Source organism: Bacillus sp. OxB-1, assembly GCF_000829195.1.
Lineage (GTDB): Bacteria > Bacillota > Bacilli > Bacillales_A > Planococcaceae > Sporosarcina.
Genome location: NZ_AP013294.1, coordinates 1,315,794 through 1,335,460 on the forward strand (window position 1 = coordinate 1,315,794; position 19,667 = coordinate 1,335,460).

Here is a 19,667-nt window from a genome sequence, read left to right on the forward strand (position 1 = left end):
TTTCAAAGTCATGTCCAATGCATATATAATTAGGTAAAGCCTATTGGAAGGGGGGCGAAGAAGTGGACGATCGTTATTCAAGGCAGATTTTATTCAAACCGATCGGGCATGCCGGGCAGGCGGAGTTGGCGGGGGCGCATGCGCTTCTGGTCGGTTGCGGTGCTCTTGGCTCGTCGATTGCGGAAACATTGGTGCGTGCAGGTATCGGGAAATTGACCATTGCCGACCGTGATTATGTCGAATCGACCAATTTGCAGAGGCAGCAGCTCTTCACGGAAAACGATGCGGAAGGCGGCGTCCCGAAAGTGGTGGCCGCCGAAAAGCGGTTGCGCCAAATCCGGGATGACGTAGAAATTGTGACGGTGCTTGATCATATCGATGGACCGCTCCTGGAACGGTTGGCCTCCGATGTCGAAATTCTGCTGGATGCAACAGATAATTTCGAGACCCGGCTCTTGCTGAATGACATGGCATGGAAAAAGGGGATACCTTGGATTTATGGAGCTTGTGTCGGGAGTACAGGCGTCGTTTTTCCGTTCATTCCGGGACGCTCCGCCTGTTTCCGCTGCCTATTACCCATCCTTCCAGCGGTGAATGAAACTTGTGATACGGCCGGAATCATCGCCCCTGCCGCTCAAATTGCAGCAGCTCATCAAAGTGCGGAGGCGTTGAAATGGCTGACGGGAAACGAATCGGCCATGCGAAAGAAAGTGCTGCATTTTGACATTTGGAACAATACATATGTGGAAGCGGGGATTTCCCGGATCCGGAACGAACAATGCGAATCTTGTGGGAAGGCACCCACGTATCCCGCCCTCGAACGGACGGAAGGGACAGGCTATGCCGTCTTATGCGGCCGGGATACGGTCCAGATCGTGCCGGAGGAGGGGCGTACTTTGACGATTGAAGACGGGGAGCAGGTGGCCATCCGTCTGGGAGGAACGTATAAAAAGACGCCGTTTTTCATCCAATTCCATGCAGACGGATACCGCTGCGTGTTATTCGGAAACGGCCGGCTACTCATTCACGGCTTGCGGGATATGGGAACGGGCCGGAAATTGTACCATCAATTATTTGGTTGAATAGGGGGAGCGGTCATTGTCACATTTGGAGGAGTTGGATCGGGAGAAGGAATTGTCGGTTTGTGTTTTGACGATCAGCGATACCCGGCTGCCGGAAGAGGATGCAAGCGGAATGGTCATCCGCCGGAAGTTGGAGGAGGCCGGGCATCTGGTCGCGGAAACACGGATTTGCCGGGATGAACCCCATGAGATTGCCTCGGCGCTCGTCCAATGGTTTGAAGACGCCGAAATTGATGCCATCATTACAACGGGCGGAACGGGAATTAGTCATCGCGATGTTACAATCGAAACGGTGTCACCTTTTTTTACGAAAACATTGGACGGCTTCGGTGAACTGTTCCGTTATGTCAGCTATGTGGAGGACGTCGGATCGAAGGCTTTATTAAGCCGGGCGACCGCGGGCACCGTCCAGAACCAGGCGGTCTTCGTTCTGCCTGGTTCCTCGAAGGCGGTCGCTTTGGCGATGGAGAAGTTGATTTTGCCAGAAATACATCATATTGTGCATGAATTAAAAAAGCATCTCACGGAGTAGGACTTATCCTTCCCGTTGGAAGTCGCCATTTTTGCCGCCAGTCTTTTTCAGCAGCATTGTCGGGCCGATGATCATTTCTTTGCCTGCGGCTTTACACATATCGTAGATGGTGAGCGCCGCAGCCGAGGCTGCTGTGAGGGCTTCCATTTCGACCCCGGTCAAGCCTTTCGTTTTCACCTCGGCTTGGATCAGGACTTCGTAGTGCTTGGCAGCTTCATCGATCTTCCAATCAAACCGGACATCGATCCCTGTCAATGGCAGCGGATGGCACATCGGGATGATGTTCGCCGTGTTTTTGGCCGCCATGATGGCCGCCACTTGGGCAACCGCGAAGACATCGCCTTTCTTGTTCGTTCCCTCCGTTATTTGGGAGTGGATCGTTTCATTGACGATGATGGAGGATTTGGCGATGGCCGTACGTGCCGTGACCGCCTTGTCCGAGACATCGACCATTTTGGCGCGTCCTTGTTCGTTGAAATGAGTAAGTTCAGACATCGTATCGCGTCCTTTCTGCTGATGGTAGTTTGTGTAGATACAGTATAACAGATGGAAGTGGGGGGATTTGCATGGTTGAATTGAGGAAGCCTATTCCGGTAGCGGAAGCTGTGCGCCGGGTGATGGATAACGTACAGCCGCTTGGGACGGAGAACGTGCCTTTGGAAGATACATACGGAAGGATCTTGGCGGAGCCAATCATTGCAAAACATGATGTCCCGCCTTTTGACCGATCGCCATACGACGGATTCGCCATTCGTGCCGAAGATTCAGCTGGGGCTTCGGGAGAGGAGCGGGTATCGTTTTCCGTAATCGGCAAAATCGGTGCGGGCCATGTGGGGGAAAAAGCGCCCGGGACGAATGAAGCCTACCGGATCATGACGGGGGCGCAAATACCGTTACAGGCAGATGCCGTCGTCATGCTGGAGCAAACCGTTGAACAGGGGGACGGCTTTACAATCCGAAAAACGTTTGCACCGGGGGAGAATATTTCATTCCAAGGGGAAGATGCAAAAGAGGGAGAAACGCTCATTGAGGCGGGTACCCTTATCCATCCGGGAACAATCGCCCTGCTCGCCACGTTCGGCTATGCAGAAGTGGAAGTGGGGAAACGGCCGGTAGCCGGGATTTTATCAACGGGAACTGAATTGCTTTCCGTTTCGGACGAGCTCGTGCCAGGGAAGATCCGCAATTCGAACGGCCCGATGGTGGAAGCCCAATTGAAACGGATGGGGATTGAGTGCCGATCCTACGGCGCCATGGAAGATGATTTGGATGCTTGCACCGCCATCGTCGAACAGGCCCTTGCGGAAACGGATGTCCTGTTGACGACCGGAGGCGTGTCCGTCGGCGACTATGATTATTTGCCGGCCGTCTATGAGCGGCTCGGTGCGAAAGTGTTATTCAATAAGGTGATGATGCGTCCGGGCAGTGTGACGACAGTGGCGGTGCTGGAGGGGAAATTTTTGTTCGGATTGTCCGGGAATCCGTCCGCTTGCTTCACCGGGTTCGAATTGTTTGCACGGCCGGCCATTCTCGGTATGATGGGAGGAACAGCGCCGTATATGCCGCGGATGAAAGCGGAACTCGGTGAAGATTTCACGAAACCGAATCCGTTCACGCGTTTTATCCGAGCTGTTTGGGAGCTGGCGCCGGAAGGGATGATCGCAGTGCCTGCCGGTTTCAATAAATCGAATGCCGTTTCGTCGATTGCACGGGGAAATTGTCTAATCGTGCTGCCGAGCGGGACACGTGGATACGAAAAAGGGATGGAAGTCGATATTTTGCTGATCGGCGCCGAACAGGGCGTCCGTGATTGGGTATTATGAAGACGCTCCATATCGTCGGCTTCAAAAATAGCGGGAAAACGACATTGATCGCTAGATGGGTCAGCCTGTTGAAAGCGGAAGGACGATCGGTCGCCGTGCTGAAACATCATGGGCACGGCGGAATGCCCTCGATGCCCGATGACGAGACGGACACGATGCAGTTTTGGAATAGCGGGGCGGACACGACAGTCGTTGCAGGGGGTGGAGCCGTTCAACTGCTTTGGAATGAAGAGCCCCCCTTCGACCAATTGAAGGCCTTGTCCACAATGGGGCATCCGGATGTACTGCTCATTGAAGGGTATAAGAGTGAACCGGGTGAGAAGATCATCCTTCTTCGGAGCGCAGAAGACTGGAATCCTCTTGGAGAATTGACTGATATTCGGCTTGTCGTCGGTTGTCCGGAATTGGAGTTGGACATGCCGCATATCCAGTCGCGGGACTGCGTCAGCGAATTGGACGATTGGTTTGCCAAATGGCTCGTAGAGGAGGAAGCACATGAAACCTTTTGAAATCGTGGAAAAACCGATAGAAATTCAAAAATATATGGATTATGTCCTTCATCCATCGGCTGGCGCGGTGACAGTGTTCACCGGAAATGTGCGGGAATGGACGCATGGCGTTCGGACATTGTACTTGGCTTATGAGGCGTATGTGCCGATGGCGGAGAAGAAGATGGCGGAAATCGGTGCGGAGATGGAAGAGAAGTGGCCGGGCGTGAAGGTGGCGATTGTCCATCGTATCGGCGAGCTGCATATATCCGATATCGCGGTGCTTATTGCAGTATCCTCCCCCCATCGGAAAGCGGCGTATGAAGCGAATGAATACGCGATCGACCGCATCAAGGAAATTGTCCCGATCTGGAAGAAGGAGATTTGGGAAGACGGGGAAGAGTGGATCGGCGAACAGAAAAAATATCCGGAGCAGGGGGTGCAGAATTGATCAGAGTGAATTATTTTGCAAGACTCCGTGAGTTGACGGGGAAAGGGGAAGAGACGATCAACCGTGAAACGATGACGGTTCAAGAATTGCTCGATTGGGCGGAAGAGACGTACCCCGGCTTCGGGGCGACTCCTGTCCACGTGGCGGTGAATGAAGAGTACGCCTTGAAAGAGGATATCATCCAATCGGGAGATAATTGCGCATTCATCCCACCGGTGAGCGGGGGATGACGAAGACGATCGGCGTCGTACTGGCCGGAGGGCTATCCCGGCGGTTCGGGTCGCCGAAAGCATTTGCCCGGTTGGATGATCGGCCGTTTTTCCGGATTGCAATGGATGCGCTGGACGGGTTGTGCAGCGAGGTGATCATCGTGACGCGGCCCGAGCTGCACGCGGGATTTCCGGAAACGGCGACGGTCATCGTGGATATGGAAGAGTTTCAAGGGCTCGGTCCGCTTGCAGGGATTCTGTCGGCGATGGAATTTGTGGAAGCGGACCGCTACGTCATATTGCCATGCGATATGCCTTATATTAGTCGTTCGGTCATGGTGGGTTTGATTGGGCAACATCGATCCGGCGTGACGGCGGTCCGGACGGGAGATAGGTTTCATCCGCTCATTTCCATATGGGATCGGGACTTGAGCCAGGCACTGCGAACCGCCCTTGAAAAAGAACAGCTGCGCGTCATGGAAATTCTGTCATCGGCTGATGTGACGTGGGTGGACGGCGATGGATTGGCAAAAAACGATAAGCGGGTGTTCCGGAATGTGAATGACCCCGGCTTACTGGAAAGGGATTGAGGACAATGGAAGCCATCTTAGACAAGCTCGGAAGGCCGATCCGGGATCTGCGGATTTCGGTGACGGACCGTTGCAATTTCCGCTGTTCCTACTGCATGCCGAAAGAGATTTTCGGCGATGATTATGTATTCCTGCCAAAGGGGGAGCTGCTCGCATTCGAAGAAGTGGAGCGGTTAGCCCGTCTCTTTGCCTTGCTCGGAGTGAAAAAATTGCGCCTGACTGGCGGGGAGCCGCTTTTGCGCCGAGGCTTGCCCGAGTTGGTCGGAAAGTTGATGGGCGTTCCGGGTATTGAGGATATCGGTTTGACGACGAACGCGGTTCTGCTCCGTCAACATGCCCGTCCGCTATACGAAACGGGGCTTCGGCGCCTGAATATCAGCCTGGATGCCCTCGATTCCATCATTTTTGGCGAGATAAACGGCCGGGGTACCGGACCGGAATTGATTCTTGAAAATATAGACCATGCGAAAGAGGTCGGATTTGATGTTAAAGTGAATATGGTCGTCCAAAAAGGGGTCAATGAAACGGAAATCCTTCCGATGGCCGCTTATTTCAAGGAACGCGGAATTACGCTGCGTTTCATCGAGTTCATGGATGTCGGAAATGACAACGCATGGAGTTTCCGGAAAGTCGTGACGAAGAAAGAGATCTTTGCAATGTTGAATGAAACGCATGCTCTGGAACCGGTCGATGAGAATTATTACGGTGAAGTGGCGAAGCGTTACCGCTATGCGGATAACGGGGCGGAAGTCGGGTTCATCACATCCGTATCGGAATCGTTCTGCTCCACTTGCACCCGCGCCCGGCTCTCTTCCGACGGCAAGTTATACACATGTTTATTCGCATCGGAAGGGTTCGATCTGCGGGAATTGGTCCGCAGCGGGCAATCGGATGAGGAGTTGTTGATGGCCATCACGGAAGTATGGAACAGCCGGACCGACCGATACTCCGACGAACGAACCGAACAGACGGCGAAAAACCGGAGGAAAATCGGGATGAGTTATATCGGTGGGTGACAAAACGTATTGACCTGCCCGACGGGGTCAGGTATAATTTAACAGACTATTTATTTCTGACGATTCCGACAAAAAGGGAGAAAAAGTGACAATAATGTTGGAGCAATTATGTAATTTATATACTGATTTACAGGCTGACGATATCGATATACTGAAAAACATTGCCTCCACTCTGCAGCTATATGCAGATTTATCCGAGTCTTATATGTTCATTGATTGCAAGATGAAAGACAATGAGCATGCGATCGTAGTGGCAGAGGCTTTTCCGAAGACGGTGGATGCGGTCTATGAAAATTCGGTAGTGGGGAAAATCGTCTTTGATTCCTTTGAGCCGGGCGTTTTTTACAGCTACCGGAAAGGGCAGAAATCGGTCATTCGCCGTGCTGTCACACAAGAGGGCAAATCCGTCGAGCAAAGCGTCGTTCCCATTAAGAATGCTTCGCATCAAGTGATCGGCGTGCTGATTCAAGAGAGGGAGGTAGACTCCCCGGCGTCTCCCCATTACGATTTACGGAGACTTTCACTCGGTCAAGAGCCGATCGACTACGTGATGGGCGGGAAAAGCAGCAGCGAAATGCCGATAGTCTCCGACTTGCTGATGGAAATTTTCCTTCTGACGGATAATGAAAACCGGCTGATCTATGCAAATCCGGTGGGCGTCAAATTCGTGATGGAAATGAGCAGGACAGAGCAGATTCTGAATAAAAACATTGTGCAGCTGATGCCTTTCGTAAAACCGGTCTACGAGCAAAAAGACGATGTTTTCGTTTTTGAACTGACGTTGGATCAAAAAAATCTTATCGTCAAAAAGGTCAGATTGCGGCAGAAAAACAAGACGAAAGGCACTTTGCTCATCATCCAGGACTTGACGGAACTGCGCATGAAGGAAAAAGAACTGAAGATGAAATCGGTAGCCATCCAAGAAGTGCATCATCGCGTGAAAAATAATTTACAGACGGTAGCCAGTCTGCTGAGGCTGCAAATGCGGAAAGGGGTTCCCGAAGAGAGCCGGCCCTATTTCGAAGATACATTAAATCGGATTTTCAGCATATCCTCTGTATATGAAATGATTCTAGCTAATGAAAACGCGGAAGAAGACGATGTCAACATAATCGAGCTGACGAAAAAAGTCTGCTCCGCTATGGTATTAAGCGGACTTCCAAAAAAAGTGGACTTGATTATTCGTTCAAATGGCAATACAATATTAACATCATCACGGAAAGCGGTTTCAATAGCTCTCATCGTAAATGAGCTTGTTCAAAACTCGTTGAAGCATGCATTTCCTGAAGATGTGCCGGGCGAAATCATTGTCAATTTCTTTTCAAAAGGGGAATGCTTGGAACTCCATATTATCGACAACGGCGTCGGAATCGGAGGGCGGACAGCATCCCTCGGGTTGGATATTGTCAACAATTTGGTCGTCAACGACTTGAACGGGAAGCTCGATTATGTGCCGGAAGAAACCGGAACACATGCGATCATCACGTTTCCAGTAAGTCCGGAGGTCATTATTTATTATGAGAAAGAGAATATTGATAGCTGAAGATGAATCCCTCATCCGGATGGATATTCGGATGATGCTGGAGGATGCGGGCTACGAAGTGGTAGCCGAAGCGGGGGACGGAGATCGGGCGATTGAGCTCGCGTTCCAGCATAAACCCGATTTAATCCTGATGGATATCAAGATGCCGAAGATCAATGGATTACAAGCGAGCCAGATTATCGGAAAACAGTTGGATCTGCCCATTTTGGTCATCACGGCTTATAGCCAGAAGGAAATTATAAAAAAAGCTCAATTGGATAATGTCGTTGGATATCTCGTTAAACCGATCGCGGAAGCGAATTTGATACCTGCAATTGAAGTCGCTTTGCATCAGTCCGATAAGACGAAGCGGTTGAAAGAGGAAATCAACACGGCAAAGCGGGAAGTCGAGAAACGAAAATTGATCGAACGGGCTAAAGGGATTTTGATGGAGGCGGAACAGTTGACGGAATCCGCCGCTTTCAAGAAAATGAGAGATACTAGCATGTCTCGGCAAATGACAATGGAGTCGCTTGCCAATGAGATTATTTCAACATACAAGTAAATATAAACAAGCAAAGGCGCTTAAAGGGATTTTTCTTTAGGCGTCTTTTTGTTTTGGAGAGGGGGACATTTTCAAAGCTTGCAAGCCGCGTTTTTGAAAATGAAAATCAGAGGGGGAACTCTACTATGGAAATGATCGGTACAGTAATAGTGTATATAATTATGGCTTGTGCTGTCGTAGGCGCTTTTGCTGCCATCAAGAACCCGGAAGATGGGTTGGGAAAAGAATTCATGTCCGGTCTACACGCTGTTGGTCATATTTTCGTACCCGCAGCCGGAATTATGGCATCCATTCCGTATTTGACATGGTTCATCAGTAAATTCATCGGTCCTATTTTTGATAAGATCGGTGCGGATCCGGCCATTGCAGCGACGACTATTCTGGCGTCCGACATGGGGGGCTATCAACTGGCTGACGCATTGAAGACATCGTATGAAGGTTGGATCATGGCATTGATTGTCGGTTTCATGGCGGGTGCCACGATTGTATTCTCCATACCGATGGGACTTGCCATGTTGGATAAGCGAGACCATAAATATATGGCGCTTGGTGTCATGTCGGGCGTATTGACGATTCCGATCGGTGCTTTGATTGCATCTGTTCTAATTGTTTTATTTAATACCGATGTTCGGGATATCATTAGTACGACATCAGATTCTACGTATGAATTTGTCATAAGTTATGGACAGATTCTGATTAATCTGTTGCCGCTCTTCGTCTTTGTCATATTGATTGCCGCGGGGCTGAAATTCTTCCCGCGGGGCATGATTGCAGGATTCATGTTGTTCGGCCGAGTGATGGATGCGGCGATCAAGCTGGTCTTGGTCTTCTCTATTGTTGAAATTTTCACAGGCGTATTCAGCACGGTATTCGGAGCATGGGGCTTCGATCCGATCATGGCAGATGAGAAGGATCAATTCCGCGCGCTGGAAACGGCCGGCTATATCGGAATCATGTTGGCAGGGGCGTTTCCGATGGTGTACCTGCTCCGGAAATACGCTGCGAAACCGTTGGAGGCGGGAGGGCGCAAGCTGGGTCTTTCCTCGGTGGGAAGCGCTGGTATCTTAGCCACGATGGCCAATATTTTAGCGATGTTCTCTCTCGTCCGCTATATGCCGCCAAAAGATAAGGTCATCAATATTGCGTTCGGTGTTTGTTCGGCATTCTTGCTGGGAGACCATCTTTCATTCACGGCAAACTTCCAACCGACTATCATTTTGCCGGTCATGCTCGGTAAGTTTTCTGCAGGAGTCATAGCAATTGCGATCGCCTATTGGATTTCTGTTCCGACGGCACGTAAATTGGAGGAGAAAGACCGTGCGGATGGTACAATCAAGCCGGGCGAGTATTTAGAAGATGCACCAACCGCGCCAGGGCAGGCGGGGGAACTTGAAGAGGAAGCAAAAGAGCCAGCCCCGGCGAATTCGTAAGCATCTGCTGCGAAGGAAGGAGGAGACAATGTGAGAGAGGAAAAACAACGGTTCATCCAAGAGTTCGTACCGGGTAAACAAATCACGTTAAGTCACTTAATTGCAAACCCTGATCCCGATATGTTCCAGAAACTGGGCATTCAACAGGCAGGAGCATTGGGAATTATGACATGTACACCAAGCGAGACTGTCATCATTGCGGGGGACTTGGCTACAAAATCGGCAAATGTGTCGATCGGTTTCTTGGATCGGTTCACAGGAAGTCTCGTCATTGTCGGCAGTGTTTCGGAAGTGGATATGGCCATGAACGAAATCAATCGATTTTTGTCCGAGATGTTAGGGTATACGCCATCCCCCATTACGAAGTCATAAGGATGTGTGTGTGACATGAAAAACCGGGTTATGTTGATCGGGGCGATCGGAGCGGGCAAGTCCACGTTGACCAATGCGCTGTTAGGGAAAAAAGTCGATGCGGTCAAAACACAAACATTGATTTACTATGACTGGATAGTGGATACGCCTGGCGAATATACCGAGAATCCTTTGTTTTATAAAAATATCATGGCGACTTCGTTGGAAGTGACGCATGTTTGTTATTTGCAGGATGCGACGAGCGGGAAGCTGATTTTCCCGCCGGGGTTCAGTACCGGGATTGCCAAATTGCCGATCGGCGTGATAACGAAGTGCGATCATCCGGAGGCGGACATTCAGCGATCATTGGATTTCCTTCGTTCCGTCGTTGTACAGGGGGGTCCCATCGTGTTGACGTCCGCCGTTCAAGGAGTGGGGATCGCACATATTCAGGAATTGGTGAAAATGGATGATGTGGCTTCCATGAAAGCGTATGTGGAAGCAATGGACGATGACCGTCTGCTGTTCGTGTGACTTTCTTTACACATGTGAAAGTTCTTGCTATAGTGGAAGTAGCGAATAGTACATGTGCATACATGAGGCAATGGCGCCTTTACAACTCGAAGATAATTCTTTGAGGTTGTAAGGGCGCCTTTTTTTCATTCCTAACTAACATTCGAACTTTCCACAGGGGAGGGAGGTGTCTGCATGCGAAAAAAGGAAACGATGATCAGCGCAGGAATTGATATCGGCACGAGCACGACCAAACTAATCATTAGCCGCTTTTCTTTAATGAACGTAGCGGGGACGACGCATGTGCCCCGGATTGAAATCACTGACAAGGAAATACTTTATAAAAGTCCCATATTCCGAACACCTTTGGCCGATTCTGTCACAATTGACGTGGCGGGAGTGGAGAAGATCATCCGCTCGCAGTACGTAGCGGCCGGGATCGAGCCTGCCCAGATCGAAACGGGTGCGGTCATCATTACAGGCGAGACGGCGACGAAGCGGAATGCCCGGGAGATGCTCCATTACTTATCCGGAGAAGTCGGCGATTTTCTGGTCGCCACGGCCGGACCGGATCTGGAGGGCATTATTGCGGCCAAAGGTTCGGGTGCCTTCGAACAGTCCAGCCGCAGTGGGAAAGTGATTGCGAATATTGACATCGGCGGCGGTACAGCCAATGTGGCCGTCTATCGGGACAAGGAACTGCTTGGGACGTGCACGATGCACATCGGCGGCAGGTTGATCGAATTCGAGGACGGGAAAATCCGATCGATTTCAGCACCTGTCCAACGCCTGTTGGATGAACAGGGAATCCCGATGAGAATCGGGGATCCTCCCACATCGGACGGAGTGGCCTTCGTCACCCGCTTCATGGCGGGGTCGCTCGCCAGGATGCTTCGGAACGAGATGCAGGAGCAAGATCAGGCCCTATTGCTCGGACATTCGCCGAACTGGAAAAGTCCGATTGATGTCATCGTATTTTCGGGAGGCATTTCGGAATGTATGTACCGGCATGAGTCGGAGGGCGGATCGGCCGCAAAGTACGATGACATCGGAATCCTGTTGGCGGATGCGCTTCAACGGAACGCCGAACTCCAGTCGTTCGAGTGGATGGAACCTATGGAAACGGTGCGGGCGACCGTCCTCGGTGCAGGTACGCAAACAACGGAGATCAGCGGAGCCACCATTCAAGTTGCTCCGGACGAACTGCCGTTGAAAAACTTGCCGGTTTATCATTATTCATTCGACTCCGATCTCCAGCGAGGGTTGGATGAATTCCCATCGGCCATTGCAACCGCCATTGAAATGTTTGACGCGACGATGGAAGGCCAGAATTTCGCACTCTATATTTCGGAACTCCCGTATATGGGCTTCCGGGATATTCAGCGGCTGGCAGAGGTGGTTACCGAAGCGATGGAGCAACGGCCCATGCCGGACCAGCCCATTGTGTTAGTTTTGCAGTCTGATCACGCCAAGGTGCTAGGACAGACGTTGTTGGCTATGAAGGTCAAGCAGAGCGTCGTTTGCATCGATCAGATCCGTGTTGAACATGGGGATTATTTAGATATCGGAAGAGCACTCGATTCGGGTGTCGTTCCGGTAGTCGTGAAGACATTAACATTTCACTCGTCATGAAAGAAGGTGTTGACCGTTGAAATTACAAACAATGTTAGGCGGAATCCAATATCAATTTGCCGACTTGAAAGAAGTGATGGCGAAAGCCAACGAAGAAAAGTCGGGTGATCGACTCGCGGGTGTCGCCGCCGAAACGGTTCAAGAGCGCATCGCTGCCAAGACCGTCTTAAGCGATATCCTTTTGAGCGATATCCGCAACAATCCCTTGGTCCCTGCCGAGACGGATGAGGTCTCCCGGATCATTGAGGAAGATTTGAACGAAAAGATTTATAGTGAAATTCAAAATTGGTCTGTCGCAGAGCTGAGAGAATACATTCTGAGCAATGAAGTCGGCGACCGTGAACTGAAGCGGATCAGTCGTGGTCTGACATCCGAGATGATCGCCGCAGTTGCAAAATTGATGTCCAATCTGGACTTGGTCCATGCGGCCAATAAAATTGAAATCCTGACAACTTGCAATATTACAATCGGCCATAAAGGGACCCTGTCCTCGCGTCTCCAGCCGAACCATCCGACAGACAATGTCGATGGGATGATCGCTTCCTTGAAAGACGGGTTATCTTACGGGATCGGGGATGCCGTGATTGGAATCAATCCGGTCGACGACTCTGTCGAAAGTGTCAAACGGCTGCTCCATGCGACGAAGGACTTTATCCAAGAATGGGAAATCCCTACACAAAACTGTGTACTGGCCCATGTGACGACGCAAATGAAAGCTGTGGAACAGGGTGCTCCGGCTGATATGATCTTCCAAAGTATCGCGGGTACGGAGAAGGCGAATCGCTCCTTCGGCATCTCGGCGGAATTGATCGCGGAAGCGCGGGATCTTGCTTTGAAGCAAGGAACAGGCACGGGGCCGCAGGTGATGTATTTCGAGACGGGGCAAGGCTCCGAATTATCGGCGGAAGCGCATTTCGGCATCGACCAGATGACGTTGGAAGCCCGGAATTATGGATTTGCCCGCCATTTCGACCCGTATATCGTGAACACGGTCGTCGGCTTCATCGGCCCGGAATACTTGTACAACAATAAGCAAGTCATCCGTGCCGGATTGGAAGATCACTTCATGGGGAAAATGCACGGTATCCCAATGGGGGTGGACATCTGCTATACGAACCATATCAAGGCGGATCAGAACGACATCGAGGATTTAGGTGTATTGCTTTCCGCAGCAGGTGTGAACTTTATCATCGCCACGCCGATGGGGGATGATGTCATGTTGAACTATCAATCCATGAGCTTCCACGATGTGGCTACACTATTGCAGACGTTCGGGAAGACGCCTGCGCCTGAATATGTAACATGGCTTGAGAAGATGGGGATCTATGAAAACGGTCGTCTAAGTGCCCGTGCGGGAGACCCGACAATTTTCACACGTTAGGAGGTGGTTGCCGTGAACGAACAACTCATTGAAAAGATAACGAAGATGGTCGTAGAAAAATTGCAGACAAATCAAGCAGGAGCGAAGGAAAGCCGGATGCCTGTCCAGATTTTCAATGAAACCCCGGTTGGGAACCGTGCAACGGAAGAAGAACGGCCTCGCCAAGCGGCTGCCGGGGGTGTGAAGTTTCACAATACGGTGGTGCGTGAGAGCGAAGCGGATCATCGCCCGCATTCTTTTCCGAAGAACACTTCGAGTGAGCAGCAGGAGGAAAACTATGATCAGTTGGCCGACCTGAGGAAAAAAACGCCTGCCCGGATTGCGGTAGGACGTGCGGGGTCAAGGCCCAAAACGGATACATGGCTCCAATTCCGATTTGACCATGCTGCTGCAGTGGATGCCGTGTATGGGGAAGTGCCCGAAGAGATTTTAGATCGCCTTGGTTTCTTCCAAACCCATTCCAGAGTGCAGGACAAGGAGGAGTATATCCGGCGCCCTGATTTGGGGAGACGGCTTTCGGATGATTCCCAAAGAATGGTGAAAGAAAAGTGCAAGCATGCACCGACCGTCCAGGTGGTCGCTTCGAACGGCCTCAGTGCGAAGGCGTTGGAAGAGAATTTGGAGGATGTCTATCTTTCATTGGAACAGTCGCTGAACAATCTGGGGATTGAGATGGGCACGACCTTTTATGTCGATAAAGGCCGGGTTGCCTTGATGGATGAAATCGGGGAACTCCTGCAACCGGACGTCGTGATCATTTTGATCGGTGAGCGGCCTGGGCTGGTATCGGCGGAGTCATTAAGTGCGTACATCTGTTACAAGCCCCGGATCGGCACGATCGAGGCGGATCGGATGGTCGTTTCCAACATCCATAAGGGGGGCATTCCACCCGTGGAAGCGGGAGCGTATCTCGGAACGCTCATCCAGAAAATATTGAAATACGAGGCGAGTGGCGTTTCACTCGTCCGGAAAGAGGGATAGGAGGCGGCATCGCAGCATGAAAAAAATATTTGCGGATCTACTCTCCATGCAAGTCATTCCCAATGTGGATGAAGGCTTGGCCAAGCAGTTTCAACTGAAGCCGTATCAACGCAGCCTCGGACTTTTCACGACGACAATTGACGATGTCGGCTATACGGCTGCGGATGAGGCGACGAAGACATCGGATGTTGAAGTGGTCTATGCAAAAAGTTTTTATGCCGGATCAGCCCATCCTTCAGGTCCTTTATCGGGAGAATTCATTGGCATCATCGCAGGACCTTCTCCTGAAGAAGTGAAAAGCGGGTTGGATTCTATCCGGATCACGATTGAAAATACCGCTTATTTTGAAGCGATCGATGATAATCCGAATCATGTCTTATACGCCCATACCATATCGAGCAGTGGAAGTTATCTCTCGAAGATGGCGGGGGTGGCGCAAGGTCAGGCGCTTGCGTATTTGATCGCTCCGCCGATCGAATCGATTGTCGGATTGGATGCCGCCTTGAAAGCGGCGGATGTCCGGATTTGTGAATTTTTCTCACCGCCTTCTGAAACGAACTATGGCGGAGGGTTATTGACGGGGAGTCAATCTTCTGTCCAAGCGGCTGCGGATGCGTTCAGGGAAGCGATCCAGCTGATGGCAAGAAGACCGTTGGATTACTGAGAAAGGAGAGGGTATGAATGGAAGTTGCAATGGATGCGGATTTACTGGCATTGCAGGAAATGCGCACAGCGGTAAGAGCCGCAAAAGAAGCGCAGCTCGCCTATATGTCTTATACGCAAGAACAAGTTGACCGAATTGTCCAAGCGGTGGCAAAAGCAGCTTATGAACAATCCGGGCGACTTGCAAAAATGGCGGTCGAAGAAACAGGCATGGGCGTAGCAGCCCATAAGAAGATTAAAAACGAAGTAGGATCCCGGGATGTCTACGAGAGCATCAAGGATTTGAAGACAGTGGGGATTGTAGGGGAAGATAAGATCAATAAAGTGGTGGAAATAGCCGCGCCATTCGGTGTCGTGGCGGCAATCATCCCAACGACAAACCCGACATCCACCGCATTTTTCAAAACGCTGATCGCACTGAAAACGCGCAATTCGATTGTCGTCAGCCCACACCCTTATGCGATACAATGTACGAAGGAAGCTCTGCAAGTTTGTGATGCGGCAGCTGTCGCGGCGGGCGCACCTAAAGGCTTGATCCAATGTTTGACGATGGCTTCGATGGATGCCACGCAACAACTGATGACACATCGGGACGTAAACTTGATTTTGGCGACGGGCGGCGGCGGTTTGGTGAAAGCCGCCTACAGTTCCGGCAAGCCGGCTTACGGGGTGGGCCCGGGGAATGTTCCCGTCTATATCGAGCGATCGGCGAAAATCGACAAGGCCGTCAAAAACATCGTGGACAGCAAGTCTTTTGACTACGGAACGATTTGTGCGACGGAACAGGCGATTGTCGTAGACCGCAACATACAGGATCTCGTTATCCGTGAGCTGAAGAAAAACGGCGCTTATCTATTATCGGATGAAGAGAAACGGATCATGGAAAAAGTGGTTTCCCCGACACCGGGGAAAGTGAATCCTAAGATTGTCGGAAGAAGTCCGCAAGCGATTGCGAAGTTGGCAGGGATTTCATTGCCTGAAGGAACCCGAGTGATCGTCGGGATGGAAACGGAAGTAGGGAAGCACATTCCATTTTCATTGGAAAAGCTCTCCCCGGTCTTTGCGATGTATGTCGCAAATGATTTGCAGCACGCGAAGGAAATCTGCATGTCTTTGTTGAATCTTGGAGGTAGGGGACATTCGCTTTCCATCCATACTGAAACGGATGCCATCGCGCGGGAGTTCGCGCTGGAAATGCCGGTCTCCCGTATTCTGGTCAACACGATGTCTTCCGTCGGTGCGGTCGGTGGAACGACTGGACTCATGCCGTCCATGACGCTAGGATGTGGAACATTCGGAGGCAATATTACTTCCGATAATGTGACCGCCAAGCACTTGTTGAATATTAAGCGGATGGCGTATGGCATCAAGGAAGTCGAACTGCCGAAAAACGATGTGACGTCCGGCGGGGAAACTGAAGACCAGGTCGTATCCCAAGTGCTGCAATCGATGGATGCAAGTGTCGATGAAGCGATGGTAAAGAATCTGGTCCATGAGATTGTAAAACAATTATCCAAATAAATGACAGGAGGAAACAATTATGAATAGAGAAGGTACAGCATTAGGAATGGTGGAAACAAAAGGATTGGTTGGAGCGGTTGAAGCAGCAGATGCAATGGTGAAGGCAGCTAGCGTCAATCTTGTGGGAAAAGTACATGTTGGTGGAGGAATCGTGACGGTTATGGTGCGCGGTGACGTAGGAGCAGTGAAGGCCGCAACAGATGCAGGCGCAGCAGCTGCACAACGTGTAGGCGAATTGCTATCGGTCCATGTCATTCCAAGACCGCATAACGAATTGGAAATGATCTTGCCTAAATTGGATAACTAATAGTTGTGCTTGTAACGGAAAGGCGGTATCGAGATGGATCAACAATTAATTGAACAGATTGTCGGAGAAGTCCTGGGCCAATTGGCAAAAGGACAACAGGAACTGCCCGCCAATACGATTCCGATTGCCGTTTCCGCCCGTCATCTTCATCTGTCCCCGCAACACGTGGAAACCTTGTTCGGGAAAGGGTATGAACTGACACAACGATCGGAGCTTTCCCAGCCCGGCCAGTTCGCGGCAAATGAAACCGTCGTGATCGCCGGACCGAAAGGAAGCATTTCCAACGTCCGTGTGCTTGGACCGACCCGACCGCAGACACAAGTGGAAATCAGCTGGACGGATGCCATGAAAATCGGCGTACGTCCGCCGATCCGCGAATCAGGGGATATAAATGGTTCGGCGCCGATTACGATCATTGGGCCGCAGGGAAGTCTCTTTTTGGAAGAGGGGCTCATCATTGCCCAATCCCATATCCATATGTCGCCATCTGATGCAAACCGATTGGATGTCCAAGATGGTGAAGTCGTGACTGTGGAAGTGGACGGCATCCGGCCGATTGCTTATCGGAATGTGAAAATCCGGGTTTCGGACCGTTATCGATTGGAAATGCACATTGATACGGACGAAGCGAATGCGGGCTTCATTTCAAAAGGGGCGAATGGCAGGCTCGTAAAATCCGGCCAACCGTCCGTTCCGACAAACGTCGAACGGCCCGTTTCCACTCCAACGAAAACAGTTTACGAGTTCGGCAAGAAATTGCTGACGAATGATGATGTGAGAGCCATTGAAGAACCGGAAATTCTTTTGGAAAAAGGGACGATCGTAACCGCCCTTGCCCGGGATACGGCTCGAGAACTCGGCAAATCTATTTCGTTTAGAAAATAGAAGAAGGTGAAGCGGCATGCGAATGGGGAAAGTTATCGGCAATGTTTGGGCGACCCGGAAAGAAGAAGGTTTACAAGGCTTGAAATTACTGGTCATTCAGCCGGTGGATGGATACGGCCGACCGATTCGCACACATTTTGTTGCTGCCGATCGCATCGGGGCGGGAATCGGAGATCATGTGTTGATCACGAGCGGAGGCTCTTCCCGGTTCATCGATCGGGATAACCCGGTTCCAATTGATGCGGTAGTTGTAGGAATCATTGATTCAACCGAAGTGGAGAGAGGTGAGTCTGATGAGTCAAGCGATAGGAATGATTGAAACGAAAGGGCTGGTCGGTTCGATTGAAGCGGCGGATGCCATGATCAAAGCGTCCAATGTAAGACTGGTCAAGCAGGAATTTATCGATGGAGGCCTTGTTACAGTCATTGTACAAGGGGATGTCGGTGCGGTCCAAGCTGCAGTGGATGCCGGCCGGGATGCGGCGAATCGAGTGGGTGAACTAGTCGGTTCCCACGTCATTCCCCGTCCGGATGGAACGGTCTATGACATGGTGAAGCCGTCGGATCCGGCACCGCCACAAATCGAGAAACCACAAAAAGCGAAAGCGGCCGTCAAAAAGGATTCGGCTCCAAAGAGTCCGGAGGCTTAACGTTGGAAGGGGTGAATCTCATTGGCTTTTCGAAGACCTAAAATCGCGGTGATCGGCGCAGGATACACCGGTGCAACGGTTGCGCTGCTCGTCGCTCAAAAAGAACTAGGGGATGTCGTGCTCGTCGATATTCCGGAACAAGAAGGACCTGTTAAAGGCAAGGCGCTGGATATGCTTCAAGCGGGAGCGGTCCAACGATTCAATTCGAAGATTTCCGGCACGTCCGACTATGGGCAGATTCAAGATGCCGATATGGTAATCATTACAGCGGGCATTGCGAGAAAGCCAGGCATGAGCCGGGACGATCTTGTCAATACGAATGCGAAAATTATGCGGGCTGTCTCGGAACAGGTGCGCCGCTATGCTCCGGATAGTATTATTCTGATTCTAAGCAATCCGGTCGATGCGATGACGTATGTCTGCTATAAAACGACAGGATTTCCGAAACATCGCGTAATCGGACAATCAGGCGTATTGGACACGGCCCGTTTCAATACCTTTGTCGCAGAAGAGTTGAACATTTCGGTGGAAGATATTTCAGGATTCGTGCTAGGCGGACACGGGGATGATATGGTGCCCCTTGTACGGTATTCCTACGCAGGCGGAATTCCGTTGGAAAATATCATACCGAAAGAACGGTTGGACGCGATTGTGGCACGGACCCGAAAAGGCGGCGGCGAAATCGTTTCGCTATTAGGAAACGGCAGTGCCTATTATGCGCCGGCCGCGTCACTCGTGGAAATGGCGGAAGCGATTATCTTGGATAAAAAGAGAATCCTCCCAGCCATTGCCTACCTGGAAGGCGAATATGGCTATTCGGATCTGTATGTCGGCGTTCCGACAGTCCTTGGCGGAAATGGGCTCGAAAGCATTATCGAGCTGCCGCTAACGGAAGAAGAAAAATCAGCCTTCGCCCAATCGGTAGAGTCGGTGCGGAGTGTTATTGAAATCTGCAAGAATTGATATCAAAATAGCGCAAAAAAAGTGAAAGACAAGAGCCTCTAAGTTAGGATTGACTTAGAAGGCTCTTTTTTTATGGGCGTTTTTTAAATGAAGGGCTGGGTTTTGCAACGAA

At 50.9% G+C, this 19,667-nt stretch carries 24 protein-coding genes; 23 read left to right on the forward strand and 1 reads right to left on the reverse strand.

Annotated elements, in window-relative coordinates; genetic code table 11:
- Positions 1-62: 62 nt before the first annotated feature.
- Together OXB_RS06685 and OXB_RS06690 are read left to right on the forward strand one after the other, a co-directional pair.
- Positions 63-1,082 (forward strand): ThiF family adenylyltransferase, encoded by a 1,020-nt coding sequence (locus OXB_RS06685; RefSeq protein ID WP_041072904.1) that lies wholly within the window; start codon positions 63-65, stop codon positions 1,080-1,082.
- Between the two features lie 16 nt (positions 1,083-1,098).
- Entirely contained in the window at positions 1,099-1,614 is a 516-nt protein-coding gene (locus tag OXB_RS06690; protein WP_041072906.1) for a MogA/MoaB family molybdenum cofactor biosynthesis protein, read from the forward strand.
- 3 nt (positions 1,615-1,617) lie between these two features.
- Here the strand turns inward: OXB_RS06690 and moaC are convergent, their stop codons facing one another.
- On the reverse strand, positions 1,618-2,109 hold the full coding sequence (gene moaC / locus OXB_RS06695) for a cyclic pyranopterin monophosphate synthase MoaC (RefSeq protein WP_041072908.1): 492 nt from the start codon (positions 2,107-2,109) through the stop codon (positions 1,618-1,620).
- Positions 2,110-2,180: 71 nt separating this feature from the next.
- Between moaC and OXB_RS06700 the strand changes: the two genes are divergently transcribed.
- From OXB_RS06700 to mdh, 21 genes are all read left to right on the forward strand, one after another.
- Positions 2,181-3,437, forward strand: a complete 1,257-nt coding sequence (locus OXB_RS06700; protein WP_041072910.1) for a molybdopterin molybdotransferase MoeA — start codon at positions 2,181-2,183, stop codon at positions 3,435-3,437.
- Positions 3,434-3,946 carry a molybdopterin-guanine dinucleotide biosynthesis protein B gene (gene mobB, locus OXB_RS06705; RefSeq protein WP_041076382.1) on the forward strand — a complete coding sequence of 171 codons (513 nt, stop codon included), beginning with the start codon at positions 3,434-3,436 and terminating at the stop codon, positions 3,944-3,946. Before OXB_RS06700 ends, mobB begins: the two co-directional genes overlap by 4 nt.
- On the forward strand, positions 3,933-4,376 hold the full coding sequence (locus OXB_RS06710; RefSeq protein ID WP_041072912.1) for a molybdenum cofactor biosynthesis protein MoaE: 444 nt from the start codon (positions 3,933-3,935) through the stop codon (positions 4,374-4,376). Before mobB ends, OXB_RS06710 begins: the two co-directional genes overlap by 14 nt.
- Positions 4,373-4,606, forward strand: coding sequence for a molybdopterin converting factor subunit 1 (gene moaD, locus OXB_RS06715; RefSeq protein WP_041072914.1), 234 nt, complete (start codon positions 4,373-4,375; stop codon positions 4,604-4,606). The genes OXB_RS06710 and moaD overlap by 4 nt, the downstream gene beginning before the upstream one ends.
- Positions 4,603-5,175, forward strand: a complete 573-nt coding sequence (locus OXB_RS06720) for a molybdenum cofactor guanylyltransferase (RefSeq protein WP_041072916.1) — start codon at positions 4,603-4,605, stop codon at positions 5,173-5,175. Before moaD ends, OXB_RS06720 begins: the two co-directional genes overlap by 4 nt.
- A gap of 5 nt (positions 5,176-5,180) precedes the next feature.
- A complete protein-coding gene (gene moaA / locus OXB_RS06725) occupies positions 5,181-6,191 on the forward strand; it encodes a GTP 3',8-cyclase MoaA (protein ID WP_041072918.1) in 1,011 nt (336 codons plus the stop codon).
- 94 nt (positions 6,192-6,285) lie between these two features.
- Positions 6,286-7,734: a sensor histidine kinase gene (locus OXB_RS06730; protein WP_041072920.1), complete on the forward strand. Its 1,449-nt coding sequence runs from the start codon at positions 6,286-6,288 to the stop codon at positions 7,732-7,734.
- A complete protein-coding gene (locus OXB_RS06735) occupies positions 7,709-8,278 on the forward strand; it encodes an ANTAR domain-containing response regulator (protein WP_041072922.1) in 570 nt (189 codons plus the stop codon). The genes OXB_RS06730 and OXB_RS06735 overlap by 26 nt, the downstream gene beginning before the upstream one ends.
- A 125-nt stretch (positions 8,279-8,403) precedes the next feature.
- Positions 8,404-9,708 (forward strand): ethanolamine utilization protein EutH, encoded by a 1,305-nt coding sequence (gene eutH / locus OXB_RS06740; RefSeq protein ID WP_052483894.1) that lies wholly within the window; start codon positions 8,404-8,406, stop codon positions 9,706-9,708.
- 30 nt (positions 9,709-9,738) lie between these two features.
- Positions 9,739-10,080: an ethanolamine utilization microcompartment protein EutS gene (eutS, locus tag OXB_RS06745; RefSeq protein WP_041072924.1), complete on the forward strand. Its 342-nt coding sequence runs from the start codon at positions 9,739-9,741 to the stop codon at positions 10,078-10,080.
- 15 nt (positions 10,081-10,095) lie between these two features.
- Positions 10,096-10,593 (forward strand): EutP/PduV family microcompartment system protein, encoded by a 498-nt coding sequence (locus tag OXB_RS06750; protein WP_041072927.1) that lies wholly within the window; start codon positions 10,096-10,098, stop codon positions 10,591-10,593.
- 174 nt (positions 10,594-10,767) lie between these two features.
- Positions 10,768-12,204: an ethanolamine ammonia-lyase reactivating factor EutA gene (locus OXB_RS06755; protein WP_041072929.1), complete on the forward strand. Its 1,437-nt coding sequence runs from the start codon at positions 10,768-10,770 to the stop codon at positions 12,202-12,204.
- Positions 12,205-12,235: 31 nt separating this feature from the next.
- Positions 12,236-13,585, forward strand: coding sequence for an ethanolamine ammonia-lyase subunit EutB (locus tag OXB_RS06760; protein ID WP_442852901.1), 1,350 nt, complete (start codon positions 12,236-12,238; stop codon positions 13,583-13,585).
- Between the two features lie 12 nt (positions 13,586-13,597).
- Entirely contained in the window at positions 13,598-14,566 is a 969-nt protein-coding gene (gene eutC, locus OXB_RS06765; RefSeq protein WP_041072933.1) for an ethanolamine ammonia-lyase subunit EutC, read from the forward strand.
- Positions 14,567-14,582: 16 nt separating this feature from the next.
- Positions 14,583-15,230 carry an ethanolamine utilization microcompartment protein EutL gene (eutL, locus tag OXB_RS06770; protein WP_041072934.1) on the forward strand — a complete coding sequence of 216 codons (648 nt, stop codon included), beginning with the start codon at positions 14,583-14,585 and terminating at the stop codon, positions 15,228-15,230.
- 17 nt (positions 15,231-15,247) lie between these two features.
- Positions 15,248-16,750 (forward strand): acetaldehyde dehydrogenase (acetylating), encoded by a 1,503-nt coding sequence (locus OXB_RS06775; protein WP_041072936.1) that lies wholly within the window; start codon positions 15,248-15,250, stop codon positions 16,748-16,750.
- A 19-nt stretch (positions 16,751-16,769) separates the two neighbouring features.
- Positions 16,770-17,057 carry a BMC domain-containing protein gene (locus OXB_RS06780; protein ID WP_041072938.1) on the forward strand — a complete coding sequence of 96 codons (288 nt, stop codon included), beginning with the start codon at positions 16,770-16,772 and terminating at the stop codon, positions 17,055-17,057.
- Positions 17,058-17,090: 33 nt separating this feature from the next.
- Positions 17,091-17,942 (forward strand): phosphate propanoyltransferase, encoded by an 852-nt coding sequence (pduL, locus tag OXB_RS06785; protein ID WP_041072940.1) that lies wholly within the window; start codon positions 17,091-17,093, stop codon positions 17,940-17,942.
- 16 nt (positions 17,943-17,958) lie between these two features.
- Positions 17,959-18,261 carry a EutN/CcmL family microcompartment protein gene (locus tag OXB_RS06790; protein ID WP_041072942.1) on the forward strand — a complete coding sequence of 101 codons (303 nt, stop codon included), beginning with the start codon at positions 17,959-17,961 and terminating at the stop codon, positions 18,259-18,261.
- Positions 18,236-18,592: a BMC domain-containing protein gene (locus OXB_RS06795; protein ID WP_041072944.1), complete on the forward strand. Its 357-nt coding sequence runs from the start codon at positions 18,236-18,238 to the stop codon at positions 18,590-18,592. The genes OXB_RS06790 and OXB_RS06795 overlap by 26 nt, the downstream gene beginning before the upstream one ends.
- Before the next feature lie 21 nt (positions 18,593-18,613).
- The gene (mdh, locus tag OXB_RS06800; protein ID WP_041072946.1) at positions 18,614-19,555 is read left to right on the forward strand and encodes a malate dehydrogenase; all 942 of its coding nucleotides are present in this window, start codon (positions 18,614-18,616) and stop codon (positions 19,553-19,555) included.
- Positions 19,556-19,667: the final 112 nt, after the last annotated feature.